The 16,777-nt window shown below is 30.9% G+C and carries 15 protein-coding genes; 6 read left to right on the forward strand and 9 right to left on the reverse strand.

Annotated features, from left to right (window positions below; all coding sequences use genetic code 11):
• Positions 1 to 283 precede the first annotated feature (283 nt).
• From C1S72_RS00300 to C1S72_RS00310, 3 genes are all read left to right on the forward strand, one after another.
• Entirely contained in the window at positions 284 to 1,447 is a 1,164-nt protein-coding gene (locus C1S72_RS00300) for a M14 family metallopeptidase (protein ID WP_104733690.1), read from the forward strand.
• 65 nt (positions 1,448 to 1,512) lie between these two features.
• A complete protein-coding gene (locus tag C1S72_RS00305; protein WP_104733691.1) occupies positions 1,513 to 1,992 on the forward strand; it encodes an Lrp/AsnC family transcriptional regulator in 480 nt (159 codons plus the stop codon).
• Between the two features lie 9 nt (positions 1,993 to 2,001).
• Entirely contained in the window at positions 2,002 to 2,523 is a 522-nt protein-coding gene (locus C1S72_RS00310) for a DinB family protein (RefSeq protein WP_104733692.1), read from the forward strand.
• A 2-nt stretch (positions 2,524 to 2,525) separates the two neighbouring features.
• On the opposite strand, the gene C1S72_RS00315 is transcribed toward C1S72_RS00310, so the two are convergent.
• Together C1S72_RS00315 and aroB are read right to left on the reverse strand one after the other, a co-directional pair.
• On the reverse strand, positions 2,526 to 2,825 hold the full coding sequence (locus C1S72_RS00315) for a hypothetical protein (RefSeq protein ID WP_104733693.1): 300 nt from the start codon (positions 2,823 to 2,825) through the stop codon (positions 2,526 to 2,528).
• Between the two features lie 81 nt (positions 2,826 to 2,906).
• Complete coding sequence (gene aroB, locus C1S72_RS00320) at positions 2,907 to 3,974, reverse strand: 3-dehydroquinate synthase (protein ID WP_104733694.1); 1,068 nt, start codon at positions 3,972 to 3,974, stop codon at positions 2,907 to 2,909.
• Between the two features lie 96 nt (positions 3,975 to 4,070).
• Here aroB and C1S72_RS00325 point away from each other — a divergent pair, with 96 nt between their 5' ends.
• The gene (locus C1S72_RS00325) at positions 4,071 to 5,246 is read left to right on the forward strand and encodes a proline dehydrogenase family protein (protein WP_104733695.1); all 1,176 of its coding nucleotides are present in this window, start codon (positions 4,071 to 4,073) and stop codon (positions 5,244 to 5,246) included.
• Between the two features lies 1 nt (position 5,247).
• Here C1S72_RS00325 and C1S72_RS00330 read toward each other — a convergent pair whose 3' ends face one another.
• Genes C1S72_RS00330 through C1S72_RS00345 form a run of 4 tightly spaced genes read right to left on the reverse strand, consistent with a single transcriptional unit; the run spans position 5,248 to position 11,443 of the window.
• A complete protein-coding gene (locus C1S72_RS00330; protein WP_104733696.1) occupies positions 5,248 to 7,599 on the reverse strand; it encodes a GumC family protein in 2,352 nt (783 codons plus the stop codon).
• A 10-nt stretch (positions 7,600 to 7,609) separates the two neighbouring features.
• Positions 7,610 to 8,401 carry a polysaccharide biosynthesis/export family protein gene (locus tag C1S72_RS00335; protein WP_104733697.1) on the reverse strand — a complete coding sequence of 264 codons (792 nt, stop codon included), beginning with the start codon at positions 8,399 to 8,401 and terminating at the stop codon, positions 7,610 to 7,612.
• Between the two features lie 11 nt (positions 8,402 to 8,412).
• Positions 8,413 to 10,308, reverse strand: a complete 1,896-nt coding sequence (locus tag C1S72_RS00340; RefSeq protein ID WP_104733698.1) for a polysaccharide biosynthesis protein — start codon at positions 10,306 to 10,308, stop codon at positions 8,413 to 8,415.
• Positions 10,301 to 11,443 carry a DegT/DnrJ/EryC1/StrS family aminotransferase gene (locus C1S72_RS00345; RefSeq protein WP_104733699.1) on the reverse strand — a complete coding sequence of 381 codons (1,143 nt, stop codon included), beginning with the start codon at positions 11,441 to 11,443 and terminating at the stop codon, positions 10,301 to 10,303. Before C1S72_RS00345 ends, C1S72_RS00340 begins: the two co-directional genes overlap by 8 nt.
• A gap of 346 nt (positions 11,444 to 11,789) precedes the next feature.
• On the opposite strand from C1S72_RS00345, the gene C1S72_RS00350 reads away from it, so the two are divergent.
• Both C1S72_RS00350 and C1S72_RS00355 read left to right on the forward strand, forming a co-directional pair.
• Entirely contained in the window at positions 11,790 to 13,031 is a 1,242-nt protein-coding gene (locus tag C1S72_RS00350) for a GNAT family N-acetyltransferase (RefSeq protein ID WP_104733700.1), read from the forward strand.
• On the forward strand, positions 13,024 to 13,998 hold the full coding sequence (locus C1S72_RS00355; RefSeq protein ID WP_104733701.1) for a GNAT family N-acetyltransferase: 975 nt from the start codon (positions 13,024 to 13,026) through the stop codon (positions 13,996 to 13,998). The genes C1S72_RS00350 and C1S72_RS00355 overlap by 8 nt, the downstream gene beginning before the upstream one ends.
• Here the strand turns inward: C1S72_RS00355 and C1S72_RS00360 are convergent.
• From C1S72_RS00360 to C1S72_RS00370, 3 genes are read right to left on the reverse strand one after another with little or no spacing between them, the layout of a single operon-like run.
• Positions 13,995 to 14,984 carry a polysaccharide deacetylase family protein gene (locus C1S72_RS00360; RefSeq protein ID WP_104733702.1) on the reverse strand — a complete coding sequence of 330 codons (990 nt, stop codon included), beginning with the start codon at positions 14,982 to 14,984 and terminating at the stop codon, positions 13,995 to 13,997. The genes C1S72_RS00355 and C1S72_RS00360 overlap by 4 nt on opposite strands.
• Positions 14,984 to 15,574, reverse strand: a complete 591-nt coding sequence (locus C1S72_RS00365) for a sugar transferase (RefSeq protein WP_104733703.1) — start codon at positions 15,572 to 15,574, stop codon at positions 14,984 to 14,986. Before C1S72_RS00365 ends, C1S72_RS00360 begins: the two co-directional genes overlap by 1 nt.
• Positions 15,571 to 16,776 (reverse strand): DegT/DnrJ/EryC1/StrS family aminotransferase, encoded by a 1,206-nt coding sequence (locus C1S72_RS00370; RefSeq protein WP_104733704.1) that lies wholly within the window; start codon positions 16,774 to 16,776, stop codon positions 15,571 to 15,573. Before C1S72_RS00370 ends, C1S72_RS00365 begins: the two co-directional genes overlap by 4 nt.
• Position 16,777: the final 1 nt, after the last annotated feature.

The raw sequence follows: 16,777 nt of genomic DNA on the forward strand, positions 1-16,777 counted from the left end.
AAATTTGTGACTTGAGGTGTTACAAATGTAATGAAATATTATTTTTAGTAGCTATAATTAACAATAATATGTGTTTTATATATAATTATTAACTTTATATAATGTTTAATAAAAAATTGAATAACAATTAGTTATAAACATTATAATTTTGTCATTGCATTTTCTTTAATTTAATAAGATGCTTGTTTGGTTATTTGTTTAACATTGTATCAATTTTAAAGAAACAACATGTTTACAATTGTAAAATATCAAATGTTTACCTTTGTGAATATTAAATTTTAATATGCAAGTTAAAAACCTAAAATCACTATTTGATAATTACAAGGAAACGCGTTTGTTTCATAGATATATTTGTAATGATCATGTCTTAACTTTAATAAAAGAATTGTCTAATAAGTTTGAAGTTTCATCTATTGGTCATTCAGTAAAAGGAGAAGAAATACATGCTATAAAATTTGGAACCGGGAGTAAACGAATTCTTCTTTGGTCGCAAATGCATGGAAACGAATCAACAACAACTAAAGTGCTTTTTGATTTATTGAACACGTTGAGTGCTAATGACGGTTTATTTAATTCTATAGGCGCTTCTTGTTCCATTACTATAATTCCTATACTAAATCCAGATGGTGCAAGAGCTTACACGCGAGTAAATGCTAACGAAGTTGATTTGAACAGGGATGCTCAAGATTTAACGCAACCAGAGTCTCGTATCTTGAAGTCCGTTTATGATGATTTCATGCCGCATTATTGTTTTAATTTGCACGGGCAACGTACTATTTTTGGGGTAGGTGCAACCAATAAATCAGCAACCGTTTCTTTTTTGGCACCTTCAGAAGATGAAGAACGTTCTATTACAGATACGAGAAAGAAAGCCATGGAGATTATTTCAGTTTTGAATACTAATTTGCAAAATCAGATTCCAGGTCAGGTTGGTATTTATGACGATTCCTTTAACATTAACTGTGTGGGCGATACTTTTCAGAGTTTAGGATCTGTAACCGTATTGTTTGAAGCTGGTCATTTTAAAGATGATTATTCAAGAGAAACAACAAGATTCTTTATCTATCAATCGTTGTTATTAGCTATTGATTACATTTCCAATAACACTATATCAGGCAAGGTTTTTGAGTCATATTTAAACATTCCAAATAACGAAAAATCGTTTTTTGATATAATCATTAGAAATGCTTCTGTATTAAAAGAAGAAAAATTTGAAATAGTAGATATCGGAATACAATATCAGGAAATTTTGTCTGAAGGAAATGTGTTGTTTGTACCGAAAATTGAAAAAATTGAAACGCTAAATGGATTTTATGGACATCGGGAACTAGATGCCAAAGAACATAAGGTGTTAACAAACGATTTTCAGCCTATTTATTTGAATTACGAAAACGATTTCGTTTTTATAAACAATGAAAAATATTCATTAAAATTAATAAATACTTGATTTTTGATGGAGAATATCTAACAATAATGTATTATTTTTGATTTTTATTTAATTAAATTGTAAAAATGGCTAAATTCAAGTTAGATGATGTTGATCATCAAATTCTAGATATGTTAATTGATAATACGCGTGTTCCGTTTACAGATATTGCTAAAAAATTAGTGATTTCTGCTGGTACTGTTCATGTGCGCGTTAAGAAAATGGAAGAAGCAGGAATAATCAAAGGATCTTCACTTACTTTGGATTATAAAAAACTTGGTTATTCTTTTATTGCATACGTTGGTGTGTTTCTTCAAAAAACATCTCAAACCAAATTTGTTTTAGAGCGTATTAATGAAATTCCTTACGTTACTGTAGCACATATTACAACAGGCAAATTCAATGTATTTTGTAAAATAAGGGCTCGGAATACAGAGCATGCAAAAGAAGTGATTTTCATGATAGATGACATTGAAGGCGTTTACAGAACGGAAACTATGATTTCATTGGAAGAGAGCATTAATGACAAAAAACGTTTGATGCATTCTATTTTCAAGCATATGTAATTTCAATACATGATAGTTTTAGATTTAAATACAAACGAGTATCACCCATATTACAAAAACTACATTGATTTAGCGATAGGCAATGAGCTTATTGGTGGATTGCAAGCTAGTTTAAATAAAACGGTTACTTTTTTGGAGTCCATTCCAGATAACAAGCTTGAATATCGATATGCTGATGGTAAATGGACTATTAAAGAAATTATACAGCACCTAATAGATGCTGAAGTTGTATTTGCTTATCGTGCCTTGCGATTTGCTCGTAATGACAAAACAGAATTACCAGGATTTGATGAGAATTTTTATGCCGAAATGAGTTCAGCTAATAAGAAAACTAAAGCCGATTTATTAAGCAGTTATAGAGCGTTGCGTTTATTTACAATAAATTTATTCAATAGCTTTGATAGTCAAACATTACAGAATATAGGGACTGCAAGCAACTCTAAAATGTCAGTGAGAGCTTTGGGCTTTGTAATTATTGGTCACGAAACGCATCATTGTAAAGTGATAAAAGAGCGCTACTTGGATAATTAGATTTATTCTTCTTCGTCATCTTCTATTTTAATGTCTTCATTGACCACGATGATATGTCCTAAATCGTTTAACTCCAAATCATCACCAATTTCAAAATTAGTCATGGTGTAGTGTAGTTTGCTGCTAACTTTTACTAGATAAATACAGTCTTCGGTTTTTACTTCAACCGCTTCAATGGTTTCATTTTTGTGATTGTCAAAAGTAATGATGTCGTCATCATCATAACCATCGGGAAACTTCTCTGTTAAGAGATTCAAAATTTCAGGAGTAAGCTTTTTGTAATCAACAATAACTCTTTTCATTGTTAAAATAATTAGGTCTTAAGAAATTCCAACAATCTGTTTAATAGCATTTTCTTAAAGTTACAAATTATTTTTTAATAATTAGGCACTGTAATATTCAAAGGCTCTGAAAATTAAATCATTACTTACTTTACAGTTTACTTGAGTTTTTCCGATGTCATGAAGAAGGACAAAGTTAATGTTACCATGTTCATTTTTTTTGTCAAATTTCAAAAGGTCAATAATTGGTAGTATATCTGTGTCTTTAAAATCAATATTCCCGTAAATAGAAATAATCTTATCTTTTATTAAATCACACTTTGTTTTATCAAAATCTAACAATTCATAGGAAAGATAAGTTGCTAGTATCATACCAATAGCAACAGCTTCACCATGAAGTAAATCCTCTTTTTCTGGATGGCTCAAAAAATACGTTTCAATTGCATGACCTAATGTGTGTCCATAATTAAGTGTTTTCCTTAAATTATCTTCTTTTGGGTCTTTTTCTACAATTTCTTTTTTAATAAGAACAGATTCATATATCAATTTATCAAGACTGTCAGTTTTTAATGAAAATGACTTGTCAAAATTATCCCAGTAAGCTTGGTTATGAATAAGTCCGTGTTTTAGCATTTCAGCTAAACCAGATCGTAGTTGATTATTTGGTAGCGTATTAAGAAAAGAAGTGTCAATCAATACCATTTCACCAACATTTATAACACCAATCTGATTTTTTAAATGCCCTAAATCAACACCAGTTTTACCGCCAACCGATGCATCGACCATTGCTAATAATGATGTCGGGACATTAATATAAGAGATACCACGTTTGAAAGTAGAGGCAATAAAGCCGCCAATATCAGTAATCACACCACCACCTAAATTGATAATTAAACTCTTTCTGTCAGCCTCAAGTTCTGAAAGCACATTCCAAACGCCCAAACAGGTGTCAATAGTCTTGTTTTTTTCACCAGATTCGATTTCAATGATTTCAAGAGTAACTGTCGTTTCTAATTTTGATAAAAACTGGGGTAAACAATAATTGTGTGTGTTTTCATCTACCAAAATAAAAATTTTGGAGTAACTACAGTTTTTTAAATGTAAATTAACTTGATTGTAACATTCTGAATTAAAATGTATTGCGTAGTCTGTGGTTGTTATGGATTTCATGAAAACTTTACAAATTTTACCAAGTGAAAATAAGGAGTTTTTTTTATAAAAAAGTAGCTGAATGATAATTATATTTGTGAATATTTTTCAACTAGCATGGAGCGCCAAAAAATATTTGATAATACGGAAGTTGCCTTTCAATTAAAAAGTGACACCGAACTGGAACGAGCTCATTTTTTATTTAAAATGATATCAATTGAACCATTGGTAAAAATTGGAACAGCAGTTACCAATTTTGCAATCAAAGCCAATTTACCAGTAGAAGGATTAATACGCTCAACAGTTTTTGATCACTTTTGTGGAGGTGTAAATGAAGATGATTGCCTAGATATTATTGAAAGGATGTATGAACTTGGTGTAAGTTCAGTTTTGGATTATTCTGTTGAAGGTAAAGAGTCAGAAGCGCATTTTGATGCTGCTATGGAAAAAACATTGAAAATTATTCGATTTTCAGAAGAAAAGGATTCCATGCCTATTGCTGTTTTTAAGCCAACAGGATTTGGAAGATTTCATCTTTATCAAAAAAAAGGCGAAGGAAAGCCATTTACAGCCGATGAGCAGGCAGAGTGGGATAGAGTAGTAGATAGATTTGATAAGGTTTGCAAGTTAGGCAAGGAAAGAGATGTTGAAATATTGATTGATGCGGAAGAAAGTTGGATGCAAGATGCCGCTGACCAATTGGTTACTGAAATGATGCGAAAGTATAATACAGAATCAACAATTGTTTACAACACACTTCAAATGTATAGGCATGATCGCATGGATTTTTTAAAAGCCGAACATGAGGTTGCTAAAAAAGAGGGATTCTTACTAGGTTATAAGATAGTAAGAGGTGCTTATATGGAAAAAGAAAATGATAGAGCGCTTGAAAAGGGTTATCTATCTCCCATTTGTGAAAGCAAACAAGCTACAGATATTAATTTTAATGATGCCGTAAAATATATTTTGGACAATTTAGATACCATTTCACTATTTGCAGGTACGCACAATGAGGAAAGTAGTTATTTGGTAATGGATTTGATGCAGAAAAAAAATATAGAAAACGCTGATAATCGTGTATGGTTTGGTCAGTTGTTTGGTATGAGTGATAACATTAGTTTCAATCTAGCAAATTTGGGTTATAACGTTGCAAAATATGTGCCTTTTGGACCTGTAAAAGATGTCATGCCTTATTTGATAAGAAGAGCTGAAGAAAACACTTCGGTTGCTGGTCAAACAGGTAGAGAATTGATGCTTATTAAAAAGGAGAAGGCAAGACGCAAGTTGAAATAACTTATTTATTGAATTTCCACCATTTCTTTTTGTTTGGGTTTTTACCGTAACCATATCCATAACCATTACCTTTTTTGTGATTAACACCATTTAGTAAAATGGCCATATTTGGTAAACGCTTTTCTTGATACATAGTTTCTGCCAATTTTAGCTGTCTGGTGTCAAGGTAGTTAGCTCTCATAACGTAAATAAACAAATCAGCATGGCTACTTATAAGCATGGTGTCAGTTACAAGCCCAACAGCAGCTGTGTCAACTATAATATAATCATATTTCTTTTCAACCAAACTGAATAAATCGTTCATGCGTTTACTCATTAGTAACTCTGCAGGATTAGGAGGTATCACACCCGATGGTATAATGTCTAAAAAGTCATTGTCTTCCAAATTAGCTATGATATCTTTTAGTGATAGGTCAGGATCACTTATATAATTCGTTAATCCCACTTCGTTTTTTACGTTTAAATAATTGGTTGCTTTTGGAACACGAATATCTGTTTCAATTAAAAGGGTTTTCTTCTCTGAGTAGGAAAATGAAAGTGCTAAATTTATGGAAGTGTGAGATTTACCTTCTTTACTAGTAGTGGATGTTACAAAAATAGTTTTCGCTTTTTTATCAATACTTTTAAGCATGAAATCAATATTAGTTCTCACCATCCTAAAGGCTTCTGCTTTTGGTGAGTAGTCCACCTTTGAAATTAATTGTTTCTTTTTGCTAGATCGAGGAATATCACCTATAAACGGTACATCTATTGCTTTTTTAACGTCATTGACATTATGCACTTTAGTATCCAGTAGATTTAATAAATATATAAGTGCAATTGGGAAGCTAAAGCCTAAAATTAAAGCAGCTAAAAGGATGATTGTTTTTTTAGGAGCAACTGGTATTGATGATGCGTAAGCCTTGTCAACTATTTTAGCATTAGGAGATGAAACGCCATGCGTTATAGCAGATTCTTCCCGTTTTTCTAATAGATATAAGTATAGTGATTCCTTAATATCTTGTTGACGTTTTATGTCTCTGAATTGACGTTCTTTTATAGGAGCCGAAAAAATGCGTGAATTTATACGTGCATTTTCTGAAAGCAAACTGTTATAGGTTATTTCATTAGAAGATTTAACACTATTTAAGCTTTGAGTCAGATTGTTTTTTAATTGATTTATTTGATTTGTTAGGTTAACAACTGTTGGGTTTTTTTCACTAGAATTTTTTAGTATTCTATTTCTTTCCAGTACCAATTCATTGTGTTTCTGTGTAACTTGTGCTATGCTATTATCACTAATACCAATATTCGTTGGTAGTAAGTCATTGGCTGAATCATTTGCATCTAGATGATCCCTCATGTAATCAATCAATTGAATTTGATTGGCAGCGGCAAGAAGTTTAGCTTCATTATCACGCTCATTTTGCAAGACAAGGGTTGATTGGGTTTGTAAATCTGTTAGCTTGTTTGTTTGCTGAAGGTCTTCGGCAGTTAAATCTACTTGGCCTAATTCTTTTGATACAACTTCCAGTCTATTATTTATGAATTCTGATGTAGCTTCAACAACTAGGTTCTTGTCATTTATAACATCTTCATTATATTTTTCAATAAGCTTGTCTAAAAAGAGTTTCGCTTTCTCCTTAACATTATCTCTAGCTGATATTTTAATAATACTGGAAAGTTCATTACTTTCTATCTGTAATTTTGTTTTATAATTACTCGTGACACCATTAATTGGAGAGATTTTTATCTTTATGTTTGAACCAATTTTTGTGGCATATTGCCCGATATTTGGCGTAATAATAATATCGCCAAAACTAGTTGGAACACTTTTACCAAAGTCATATAAATCGCCTTTAACCTCATCATTGCCTTTTAGCTCTTTTAGTAATTTGTTTTCTTCAACTATTCCTTGAATATAAAAGTCTTTGGAAGAATTGATTCTAATGTTAAAGGATGTGTCAATTTTCTGTATAATCGAATCTGACGCACTAAAATTAATGTTTAAAGGAGGGTTTTTATATACTTCGTGATCTTGAATGCGTCCTTCAACAAAATATTGAATATTGAACTTTAAATCTTTTACCACACTTTCAATGAGGTTTCTTGATTTTATGATTTCAATTTCGTCAAGAACATTGTTTTGGTCTTGACTAAATAGACCATAGTTTTGGAGTGAGGATATTTCAGGAAGTTTGTTTTTTGATTTATCATCTTTGATTTTAATGGTAGCTTTAGCTTCATATTCATAATCTGCATATCGCAAATAAACGAAAGCACAACCAATAGCAATAATGACACATAAAAGAATAAATTTCCATTTGTGTAAATAGGGCTGAATTAAATCTCTAAAGTCTTCCTTCTGTTTCATTTAAAGAATCTTAATTTGCTATAAATATGGCAGCTATAGTTGCAAGTGTAGCAATTGCTGAAATTATAATACCGTTATTCTCATTATATGAAGCCGAACGGACTTTTGCTTTGTTTGGTTCTATATAAAGAACGTCATTTTGTTGCAAGTAGTAAGATGGAGAGTTTAATGAATTTACGGAAGTGAGATCAATTTTGGTGTATTGCTTTTTGCCGTCTAACTCACGAATTAAAAATACATTTTCTCGTTTACCGTGAATGGTTAAGTCGCCAGCTAACCCCAAGGCTTCTGTTAGTGAAATGCGTTCATCTTCAATAGTAAATGTTCCTGGGTTTTTAACTTCACCTAAAACAGTAACTGTAAAATTGATTAACCTTATATTAATGATTGGGTCTTTAACATACTCTGAAATTTTATTTTTTAAGTACATAGTGGCTTGTTCTCTGGTTAAACCTCCAAGCGTTATCGTGCCAAGGACTGGGTATTCAATGTTACCATTATTATCAACTAAATAGGTTGGCATTTTTAGGTCGCCATTAGCAGCTACTGATGATGTACTATAAGAAATAGCGGGTAAATTGAACGGAGCGACTGCATCTTTATCACCACCAACGCTTATAAAAAGTAAATCGTTAGGTTTGTAAATGATGGCCGAATTTAGACTAACCTGATTGTCTCTTGAAATGGCTTCGTCCTGAAAATATATAATTTCTTTACTTGTAACACAGGATAATGATGTTAATGCAAGAAGAATAACAAGAGTCTTAACTAATTGTTTTTTTAAAAAATTTATGACAATCATGTTTAGTGGTTTTAGTTTAATACGTCGTAAGTAGAGTTATTAGGGTTGTATTCTTTTACTATTTCTTTAATTTTTGATACAATTTCGATATTTTGAGAATTAGAACCAAGTAAACACAGTTCTTTTATTAATTTTTCAACATTTTCAGTATCAAGAATTTTACACTTTGCAATCATTATCTTTTCGTTGTAAGTTGGCTTAGTGTTTTCACCATCAATTAGCAATTCTTCAAATATTTTTTCTCCTGGTCGTAAGCCAACAATTTTAATGTCAATATCCTCTGGATAATTAAGTCCTGAAAGTGTAATCATATTTACAGCCAAATCAAAAATCTTGATGGGTTTACCCATATCAAAAACAAAAATCTCATGACCAAGTCCCATGGCTGCTGCTTCAAGTACTAATAAACTTGCTTCTGGTATGGTCATGAAGTATCTAATGATGTCTTCATGAGTAACAGTAACAGGACCTCCAGATTCAATTTGTTTTTTAAACAAAGGAATGACAGACCCATTAGAGCCTAATACGTTACCAAAACGTGTTATGATAAATTTCGTCTTACTATTAACTAGATTTTTCTGACAGCAAATTATCATTTCGGCAATGCGTTTAGTGGCTCCCATAACATTGGTTGGGTTTACGGCTTTGTCTGTAGAAATAAGTATGAATTTATCAACACCATGTTTTAAAGATAGGTTTACCATATTATTGGTGCCTCTAACATTAACACTAACGGCTTCAAAGGGATTTTGTTCCATTAATGGTACATGTTTATAGGCGGCAGCATGAAAAATAATTTCTGGTTTATATTGGTTGAACAAATTGTCCATTCTTACCATGTTTCTGATATCTGCCACAATAGGAAAAACGTTCTTTATTTTTTTCTGCTCTAGTTCTTGCTGAAGATTATAAAGAGGTGATTCGGCGTTGTCAACAAGTATGAGTTTCTTGAATTCAAAATGACATAACTTTCTTACCAACTCACTTCCAATTGAACCAGCCGCACCTGTAATAAGTATTACTTTATTGCTATATTCGTTATTGAGCAAAGGGTTGTCAATATTAATAGGCTCTCTGCCTAATAAGTCTTCAATTTTTATTTCTTTTATCTGACCAATACTTAAATCACCATCAATCCATGTTTGAACAGCAGGGACAATTTTGACTTTAAGATTTAATGCAAAAAGTGCACTTGTTATTTGAAGTAAACGGTTTGAATTAATATTTTGGATGGATATGATAACCTCATCAATATCATACTTTTTAATAAATTCTTTTGTAACTTTTTTTGGATGATAAACATTAAGTAGATTTATTTTCTTTCCAACCTTGCTAATATTATCATCAATAAACCCTAATACTTCCGTGCTGTTTTTAGCGTCATTAGTAATAGCATTATAGGTAATCATTCCTGAATCACCGGCTCCGTAAATAAGAACTTTACTTAGTTTATCATAATCAGTAATTAGACTTCGGTAAATTGATTTTATAAAAAATTTGGCTCCAATGAGAAAGAATATATTGAGTAGGAGGTGAATATATATTATGGATCCTGGAATGTCAAAAACATTATTAAACTCATATTTTCGACTCATAAAAGTCGAAATTATAAGAATAGTGGCAAGAATGTTGACTCCAATGATAATGTTTACTACATCCTTAAAGCCAGTGAATCTGACAACACCTTTATGCGAACTAACCAATAAAAAGCTGATAATTGCACCAAATACTACAAACGGTATTTGTTTTAAGAACATTGAGAAATCAAAGTCAATTTTAAAATTATAGCGAATTAAATAAGCTAAAAAGAAGGTAAATGCAACCACACAAGAATCAAACAGCAAAACAAGCCATTTGGATGCATATCGGTTAGATAACTTTCTTAATAGGTAATAAATCTTATTCAAAATAGCTTTTAATTAGTGTTGTTATTTTTAATAAATCGTCTTTAGTTAAACTAGAACCACTAGGTAAGCAAAGACCTCTTTCATAAAGCTTATCTGCTTGACCATTTAAGTATTTTGGAAATGATTTAAATAATTCTTGTTGATGCATTGGTTTCCATGATGGTCTTGCTTCAATATTATTGTCAGATAATAATTTTAATAAATCATCTCTCATTTTATTTGTTTCCAATAAGACACAAGTTAACCAGCGATTAGAATAATAATTGATTGGTTCTTTTAAAAATATAATTTCATTGATATCCTTAAGTGCGTCAAAATAATAGTCAAAATTTCTTCTTCTTAACTCAACATAGTCCTCCAGCACTTTCATTTGACCTCTACCAATTCCAGCAAGAATGTTAGACATCCTATAATTGTAGCCAGTTTCGGAATGCGAATATTCCACTCCAGGATTTTTGGCTTGTGTGGCTAAAAAAATAGCCTTGTCTTTTATTTGCTCACTTTTTGATATTAGAGCACCACCTCCAGATGTTGTGATAATTTTATTGCCATTGAACGATAGAATAGAGAGGTCTCCAAAAGTACCACAAGGCTTACCTTTATATTTACTACCCAAAGCTTCAGCACTATCTTCAATTACAGGAATCTGATATTGCTCTGATAATTCTTGTATGCGATCCACGTGATATGGCATGCCGTATAGGTTGATTATTATTATTGCTTTAGGTTTCTTTCCTTTTTTTAAACGATCTTTTATTGCTTTTTCAAGTAATTCTGGACTCATGTTCCATGTCTCACTTTCGCTATCTACAAAAACTGGTGTGGCACCAACATATGTGACTGGATTAACTGATGCTACAAATGTTTTTGTTTGACAAATAACCTCGTCTCCTTTGCCAATATTTAGTAAAACCAATGCTAAATGAATGGCTGCTGTTCCAGAGTTTAATGCTACAACTTGCGATTGGTGACCTAAAAAAGTTTCAATATCTTTTTCAAAACCTTCTAAATTAGGACCCAAAGGTGCAATCCAATTAGATTCAAATGCTTTTTTTATAAATTCATCTTCATAACCACTCATATGTGGTGCAGATAGCCATATTCTAGAATTCAATTTTTCAGCATTTTTAATCATAGTAAATATCTAGGTTTAAATAAGATTCATCAAATAAATACGATAAATAACTAATTTCTACGATTTTTGATTTTTCATTGATAGTCATATCATACTTAATCCTTTGTTTTCAACACTTTGTCGCACAAAAATTAAGATTTGAAATAAAAACTAAAAGTAATCAATTTTATGTTTCATTTAGATTTAAAGCGATTTTTAGAATCTAATCGCTTCAAGTTTTGCTTCAGCATTTTTAAATGGTCAAAGTGCCTTTCGTATTGTATTTTTTTTGTTACGTCTAAAAAAGTGTAATCATTTCTAAATTCTGAATTTAAAATGCTAATTTTATTTTAAATTAAAACCAATAATGTCTAAAAACCCATTTGCTTCTCAAACTTTTGTGAAAATATGGAACAAGCATTTTAACGGTTCATTACCTGTATTCACTTTCCGTTTCATAAATAAAATCAGCTTTGTTAAACATCAGTTTTTTCCTTATTACATCAATGTTGGTAGAAATTTAACTAACGGTATAACTTATGAACTGACTGACGGTGATTTTGATGATTTTAAGGGGAAAACATTTTTAATAAGAGATTTACCCACTTATCATCATATTGAGAAGCCAAAAGGAACCAGGCTTAAATTAAAAAAGGTATTTCAATACGAGGGGTATACTACAAACGTTGAAAAATATGAGTCGCTTGATGACTATCTAAAAACCATTTACAAATCAAATTCACGCTCCAAGTTTAGACGAAATATTAATAGATTGGAATCATGTTTTCAGGTTGAATACAAAATGTATTATGGTAACATTCAAAAAACTGATTTCGATAATATATTTAAAGTATTTTACAGCCTTCTAGAAAAACGCTATAATGAAAAAGGTGAGCCCTGTGGTGAATTACAGCCCGAATTGTGGCGTTATTATTGTGAGTTGGCTTACAATATGATAAATGAAAAAACAGCATCTCTCTTTGTAATCTATTGTGATGAAAAGCCTATTGGGATTACGTTTAGTTATCATTTTAATAAGATTTTGATTGAAGCCCTAACTGTTTTTGATATTGATTTTTATAGATTTAATATAGGTCATACTACTATCTTAAAAATGTTGGAATGGAGTTTTGAAAATAAGTTGCAATTATTTGATTATACGCAAGGGGACTTTGACTATAAAAAAAGATGGAGTGATAGTACTTATGATACCAACTTTCACATTCTCTATGACTCAAAATCAATAAAAAGTAATTGGACTGCCAAACTAATGCAGCATTATTTTTACTTGAAGCGTATCTTTCGAGAAAGAAAGCTTAATGAGAAATATCACAATTATAAGCATAAGATATTTCCAAACTACAAATCAAAAAGCATTGAATTTAAGCCATTTAACGTAGAAATAGTAAATGAAGTAGTTCCAGATTTTGGAAAATTGGAATTAGTTAATTTGCAATCTGATGCAATGATGTCACTGCGTAAAGCACTTTATGATTTTTTATATATGAACCCTAAAAAAGTTAGTGAACTACAATTATTTAAGTGTGACGAAACCTTATATTACGTCAAAGGAAAGGACCAAATTTTAAAAATTTTCATTGATGAGTAATCCCTTTATTAGTGATACTTACCAGGATGTATGGAAAAAGCATTTTATTAATAATAAAATCGTTACAAGTTTTAACTGTATTACTAAATTAAAGTTTTTTAAAAATAATTGGTTTCCCTTGTTTATCAATTTCGGAAGAAACATGACCAATGGTATCACATATCAACTAGCAAATGATGTGGATGTCCTTAAAAATAAGGTTTTATTGATATATGATGTGCCAAGTTATCATCAAATTAAGATAGATGACCCAAGAATTAGGCTAAAAAAAATTAAGCAATACAAAGGTTATTCGTTAGATATTGAGGCATATGAGGATATAGACTTCTTTTTAAAGCAAAAATTCAATTCAAAAAGCAGAGGTAAGTTTAGGAATTACTTCAATAAATTGGAGAAGAATCATTCGGTTTCCTATAACGTTTATGACGAGAGGGTTTCCTATGAAACGTATCTGGACATTATGCTGCAGTTTAAATTACTTCTAGAAAACCGTTTTGATGATTTAGGTTTAGAAAATGATATTTTAATGAAATGGTCATTTTATCATGATTTGACTTTTCAAATGCTCAAAGAAAAAAGAGCTATTTTAAATACAATTTGTATTGATGATAAAATAGGAGCTATTTCTTTGGCGTTTATTTCGGAATCCTCAATTATTGGTGCAGTAAAAGCATTTGATATCAATTATAAAAGCTATAGTCTGGGCGTTTTGGAGTTATTGAAATTGTTGGAATGGAGCATAAAATCCAATTACACGGTTTTTGATTTTTCTAAAGGAAATCAGGCTTACAAAAAAAGGTTTATTGATCAATCATACCTGTTTGATGTGCATATAGTTTATGACTCTAAATCTATGAGAGCTAAATCAATGGCCTATATACTCTCTAATTATTTTAAGTTCAAACAATTTTTAAGAGAGAAAAACTTAAATACTTGGTACTGGAAATTAAGACATAAACTAGCTTAAGAATAGCGAATTTTTGTTGCTAGACCTTTCATGGTTTCTGATTTGAAATTAAATTCAGAATTAAGAGTTTTATAATACTTAAAAATTTCTTCTAAATTATTGAAATTCTCTTCAATATTACTGCCAAAATTGTGTGGATGCCACCAGATATGATATACTTCTTTCTTGGTTGCTGCATAGGCTAATCCTTTTTTTATTCTTGAAATACGCATGGGCTCCATAAAACCTAATGTTTTGTTATAAGGTCTGAAAAACTTACTTGATGGAATGTTGATGATACCTGAATCATTTTTAACTTCAGGTATTTTATAGGTATTGTAGCCAGATAGATTAAAATAGGCATCCAAAAGCCTAAAAGCTTTATGAGCAGGACTACTGAGTGTTTTAGTATTTTGAGTATTAAACATCCAATGTTTTTCGGTACCTCTGTAACAAGTAATACCATATTTTTTGCATATTTCTAAATAATCAGTATTAATTTGATTTCTAGGAAAAACAATACTGGAAAGAGAAATATTATTCTTGTTAGCAATAGAAACAGCAGCTTTTAAATCAGCGTCAAATTGTTCTAAAGTTTGGCCAGATTCATTTACGTAATAATGACTAAACGTATGACTGGCAATTTCATGGGATTCTCGAGCTTGTATTAGTTTGATTAATGAATTTGCATAATGAAATGGATCATCTTCTTCGTTTTTTCCAACATTATCAATAAGCTTGTAAGGATTGAAGGTAGAGTTTTCATAAGTTGGTTTTAAATCAGGGAATGAATCTAACAACTCCTCTTTATTTTTTGCAAATAAGAAACCTATAGCAGCAAAACTTAATTTAACATCATAACTATCTGCCAGATCAAGCAGTCTTGGAATAACTTTGCGAACATTGAGTAGGTTTTTCTCGTAATCACTTATCTTTTTAACATCAAAAAGTCCCCAAAATAATTCGAAGTCAAGTGAAACAATAAAATAACCATTGGTTGGACTCATTATGAAATGATGGTTAAAATAGTTTTTAAAATAATTTTTATATCTGTAAACAGGCTGTTGTTTTCAATATATTGTTTATTCAAAGCAATTTTTTTTGGTAATATTTGCTCTATGTAAAGTTTTTCTGGGTTATCAGATGCTTTTAAAATTTCAACTTCATTTCTAAAGTATATAGATGCATAATCAGTAATACCTGGTTTAACAGTTAATATGATTAAATCATCTTTAGAATAAAAATTTACATAATGCCTAACTTCAGGTCTTGGACCAACAAAGCTCATATTACCAAGTAATACATTAATTAATTGAGGGAGTTCGTCTAGCTTATATTTCCTCAAGAAATATCCAGTTTTGGTAACTCTAGGGTCTTTGTTACCAACTGTTAGCAGACCTTTTTTATCAGAGCCAATAAACATGGTTCTGAATTTAAAAATCTTAAAATTCGTATTGTCTTTACCAACTCTAACTTGTTTGTAAAAAACAGAACCTTTAGATTCTACTTTTATTATAAGTGCTATTATTAATAGTAAAGGTAATAATAAAATTAAACCTATTAAAGAAAACACGATATCAAATAAACGTTTTATCATAGATGTGACTCAACCGAATATATAACTGATTTGATGATGTATGATAATTCCTTTTCTGATAGTTGTGGGTAAATAGGGAGTGATATTTCAGATTTGTAATTATTGTAAGAAATGGGATAATCAGAAATTTTATATCCCATGTTTTTAAATACTGTAAGCAGCGGTAACGGCTGAAAATGTACGTTTACTGCAACTCCTGTTTCAGTTATACTTTCAATAATTTTATCACGTGTTTCTTCAGAAATATTTTTTATCCTTAAAGCATATAAATGACAAGAGGAAACTTTCGTGTCACTTTTAAAAGGTGGCAGTATTGCCCACGCTTTATTTTTAAAAGCGTCATGATAAAACTGATAAATATTTTCTCGCTCTTTTAAAATGTTTGAAAAGTAACTAGGTAATTGCGCAACGCCAATGGCAGCTAAAACATCTGGCATATTTATCTTTAAACCTGGATAAATAATATCATACTTCCATCCGCCAGCTTTTGATTTTGTGAAAGCATCTTTAGTTTGACCGTTTAATGCATAGCAGCGTAAATAATTATATTCATCTTTATTTTCAAAAGGTTTAGGTAAATTTATACAAATCACTCCACCTTCGGCAGTTGTCACATTTTTTACTGCATGAAATGAAAATACTGTCAGGTCAGCTGTAAGCCCAATATAATTTCCAAAATATTTTGCTCCTATGGCATGCGCAGAATCCGAGACAAGTAATATTCTGTTCAGTTTTTCTTGGTTGTCATTTTGCGGCTTAAAAATATTCTTTTTGTTATTTATCAATTTATGTAACTCTTCATAGTCACATGGCCAACCAGCAAAATCAACAGGTATTATGGCTTTGGTTTTTGGCGAGATAACCTGTTCAATTTTTTTAACTGAAATATTAAAATCTTCATTGACATCCACCATAATTGGAGTAGCTCCAACATGAATTACAGCTAATGCCGTAGCTGCATAGGTGTAAGCCGGAATAATGACTTCATCGCCTTTACCAATACCATACCACTTAAGTGTCAATATTAGTCCTGAAGTTGCTGAATTGACACATAGAGCATTAGATACGCCAATATGTGAACACACTAAATCTTCTAACTTTTTAACTTTAGGTCCTGTAGTAATCCAACCTGAGTTTAAGGCATCGGTTACTTCATCAATAACTGTTGAATTTATAAATGGTGGTGAAAACGGAATCTTCATT

It is taken from the genome of Hanstruepera ponticola (assembly GCF_002940745.1).
Lineage (GTDB): Bacteria > Bacteroidota > Bacteroidia > Flavobacteriales > Flavobacteriaceae > Hanstruepera > Hanstruepera ponticola.

Coding starts and splice junctions, on each gene's coding strand:
- C1S72_RS00300 (WP_104733690.1), top strand. CDS start 284: ATGCAAGTTAAAAACCTAAAATCACTATTTGATAATTACAAGGAAACG.
- C1S72_RS00305 (WP_104733691.1), top strand. CDS start 1,513: ATGGCTAAATTCAAGTTAGATGATGTTGATCATCAAATTCTAGATATG.
- C1S72_RS00310 (WP_104733692.1), top strand. CDS start 2,002: ATGATAGTTTTAGATTTAAATACAAACGAGTATCACCCATATTACAAA.
- C1S72_RS00315 (WP_104733693.1), bottom strand. CDS start 2,825: ATGAAAAGAGTTATTGTTGATTACAAAAAGCTTACTCCTGAAATTTTG.
- aroB (WP_104733694.1), bottom strand. CDS start 3,974: ATGAAATCCATAACAACCACAGACTACGCAATACATTTTAATTCAGAA.
- C1S72_RS00325 (WP_104733695.1), top strand. CDS start 4,071: ATGGAGCGCCAAAAAATATTTGATAATACGGAAGTTGCCTTTCAATTA.
- C1S72_RS00330 (WP_104733696.1), bottom strand. CDS start 7,599: ATGAAACAGAAGGAAGACTTTAGAGATTTAATTCAGCCCTATTTACAC.
- C1S72_RS00335 (WP_104733697.1), bottom strand. CDS start 8,401: ATGATTGTCATAAATTTTTTAAAAAAACAATTAGTTAAGACTCTTGTT.
- C1S72_RS00345 (WP_104733699.1), bottom strand. CDS start 11,443: ATGATTAAAAATGCTGAAAAATTGAATTCTAGAATATGGCTATCTGCA.
- C1S72_RS00350 (WP_104733700.1), top strand. CDS start 11,790: ATGTCTAAAAACCCATTTGCTTCTCAAACTTTTGTGAAAATATGGAAC.
- C1S72_RS00355 (WP_104733701.1), top strand. CDS start 13,024: ATGAGTAATCCCTTTATTAGTGATACTTACCAGGATGTATGGAAAAAG.
- C1S72_RS00360 (WP_104733702.1), bottom strand. CDS start 14,984: ATGAGTCCAACCAATGGTTATTTTATTGTTTCACTTGACTTCGAATTA.
- C1S72_RS00365 (WP_104733703.1), bottom strand. CDS start 15,574: ATGATAAAACGTTTATTTGATATCGTGTTTTCTTTAATAGGTTTAATT.
- C1S72_RS00370 (WP_104733704.1), bottom strand. CDS start 16,776: ATGAAGATTCCGTTTTCACCACCATTTATAAATTCAACAGTTATTGAT.